The following is a 2,463-nucleotide window of genomic DNA, read 5'->3' on the forward strand; positions in this document are numbered from 1 at the left end:
GTCCGAAAAAGACTTAAATACGGCAAGAGATGGCTCCTCTAATAACTCGCTAGCGAAAACCAACAAATATTTATCATCTTCATGGAGAATAACTGGAGCACAACGCCGTATTTCATTTACAGCTCGACTCAATAAATTGTTCCCCAAACCAAAAAAATTGCCAATTGGGCCAAACATTTTGAGACTCATGAAATGGTGCGGTTAAGAAGACTTGAACTTCCAAGGCTGATATAGCCACAGCGACCTCAACGCTGCGTGTCTACCATTTCCACCATAACCGCACAGAATATACCTGATCATGATAATGAAAAGGTAAATTACTTGTCAATAAAGTCTGCAGAATAAGCTCCATATAGAAGCCCAAGTTGAATGTACAAGCACCCCTCACATTACTCTGTGTTCTTAGATATCGCAAAGAGCAATCCCTGTACCTTGTCTTCATAAATCTCACAGCGATTCATGTAACTTAAGCGAAATCCTGTTGCCGCTACAGTTTGTGATATGTAGCTGGATGAGTGGCAGAAGAAGTCCCCTTCCTTGATGAACTGATAACCGCTTGAACCAGCTTCTCGTACTAACCCTATCACCATTCCCGTGGAACTAAGAGCCTTACTCACTAAACTGAGTATTTCTTTCAAATCCCCAAAGTAGTGAAGAACTTCTGTCATGATGATTACATCAAACTCCTCCGTATTATCACGCAGAAACTCATGCATACCTATACATACAAGTGCATTATATGCTCGCTTGCCATAGACAAAACACTGCCGCGCTATGTCGAGCATTCTTCTTGATATATCAACCCCGGTTAAGTGACTTCCTATATCACGCATTTTGAGAAATTGGCCGCAGACTCCTGTTCCGCAACCTAAATCTAAAATTCGTATATCTGACAACCTATCATCAAAAAAATTCATCACAAGAGATCGCACATGCTCATGCCCACGGTAATTCTTAGATATAAGCCAATGCTCAACGAAATACTCACTGGTGTAGTTAAAATACTGCTTAACTACATTTTCCGGAACTTCTGTAATTGACTCTGGGCTAAGCACTTTGTTTAAGTAGTAACGCGCCTCCTTATGATTACCATCAAGAGCAAGCGCCTTCTCAAAGCTTACTATAGCACTATTGAAACGCTTAAGTACTAAATGACATCTTCCAATGTTGTAGTGCACTTCAGGTAAACGAGGACGCACCAAGCTAATCAACCAAAAACGCGTTTTGGCATCAGATATGCTCCCACGGTAAAAGTGATATAATCCTAAATCTATATTTGTGGCAAGTAAATTGCCGGTTTTATCTCGTATTGACGAAGTATTTTCCCTGACTGAAAGGCATCCTTGTTTCATCAGTCTAAATATCTCTTCAACGCCAGGAATAGCAGCAGAAATTTTCGATAATATAGACCCCATTCCTCTACTACAACAAGCAAAAATATTCCTCATAGCTTACCATAGTCAAAAAACTTTTGCAGACCCATCTGTACTATCTTAACTGCTTCTTAGGACAAAAACTACCTAGAGGTAACATCTCGGTAGCTGACATGCTAGATACTTTTTGGAGCCACATAATACTCCCTACTACACGGTTACGTACTCCCTCATCATTACTTGTGGAAGAGACGTTACCTTGCGGTAATACAACATGGACATCACGCTCACAAGTAGAAGGAAACACCCTACGATGCATAGTCAACGCTAACCACATAACCACAGCAGCAAAACTTTTGTATCTCGCCACAGAAGCCACAAGACAAGCAAGTATAACTACCTGTAATAACAAAAAAAGAAACATCACTAGGCAGCACAGCATAGAAACAGAAACCCCAACAAACGGTGAGCCCATATTCCATCCTCGTAGCTCATCCTCGTCTACGTAAACCATACATGCGAGTAAAGCAATCCTGCAAGCCTTAATAAAACTACGATAAACCATTAGCAACATTACCGCACTGCTGTACATCAGAAGCATACGCATAATACACAATCCACCACACACTACCACGCAATAATAACTCATTCGTTACGAGTAGTAATCCAAAACTTAGTAGACGAAGCACTTGTCAAGCTCAAGCCTCGACACGGTAGCAGCTCACCATTTACTTTGTATTAACTACTGTTTACGTGGTGCTACTCTTCCTTATAAAGACAAGAACCCCTACCTTGTAGCACAATCGTCACAACTTTTCGAGAGAATACACTCTTATGCTCACAATTTTGAAGAATAATTTCACTTACTTCGTATAGGAGCGTTCTTCCTTGCCAATATGGTCGATCGTTTTTCCCAGTTTGCAGATATTCTCATTGTTCAGAAGATGGCGCGTAAGTTGTAAGCAATCCAAGTTTATAAGCGCACTATCAAACACCGCTTCCATACAAGGTTTTCTCAACAGATTTTCAAGCTATACGTTTTGTGAAGGTGCATATAGTAAGAGCGAAGCACTTTGGGAACTCTTCTACT

General features: G+C 40.7%; 3 protein-coding genes and 1 tRNA gene. 1 reads left to right on the plus strand and 3 read right to left on the minus strand.

Annotated features, from left to right (window positions below; all coding sequences use genetic code 11):
* Positions 1-193 precede the first annotated feature (193 nt).
* The 3 genes from KPX09_RS04960 to KPX09_RS04970 form a co-directional block, all read right to left on the minus strand.
* Positions 194-281 (minus strand) — tRNA-Leu (locus KPX09_RS04960).
* 108 nt (positions 282-389) lie between these two features.
* The gene (locus KPX09_RS04965; RefSeq protein WP_249549259.1) at positions 390-1,448 is read right to left on the minus strand and encodes a methyltransferase; all 1,059 of its coding nucleotides are present in this window, start codon (positions 1,446-1,448) and stop codon (positions 390-392) included.
* Positions 1,449-1,488: 40 nt separating this feature from the next.
* Complete coding sequence (locus tag KPX09_RS04970) at positions 1,489-1,980, minus strand: hypothetical protein (RefSeq protein ID WP_249549260.1); 492 nt, start codon at positions 1,978-1,980, stop codon at positions 1,489-1,491.
* Between the two features lie 281 nt (positions 1,981-2,261).
* Here KPX09_RS04970 and KPX09_RS04975 point away from each other — a divergent pair.
* Positions 2,262-2,463 (plus strand): hypothetical protein (locus tag KPX09_RS04975; RefSeq protein ID WP_249549261.1); only part of this gene is annotated, 202 nt, incomplete at its 3' end.

Origin of the sequence: Anaplasma phagocytophilum (genome assembly GCF_023476575.1) — a bacterium.
Taxonomy (GTDB): Bacteria; Pseudomonadota; Alphaproteobacteria; order Rickettsiales; family Anaplasmataceae; genus Anaplasma; species Anaplasma phagocytophilum_A.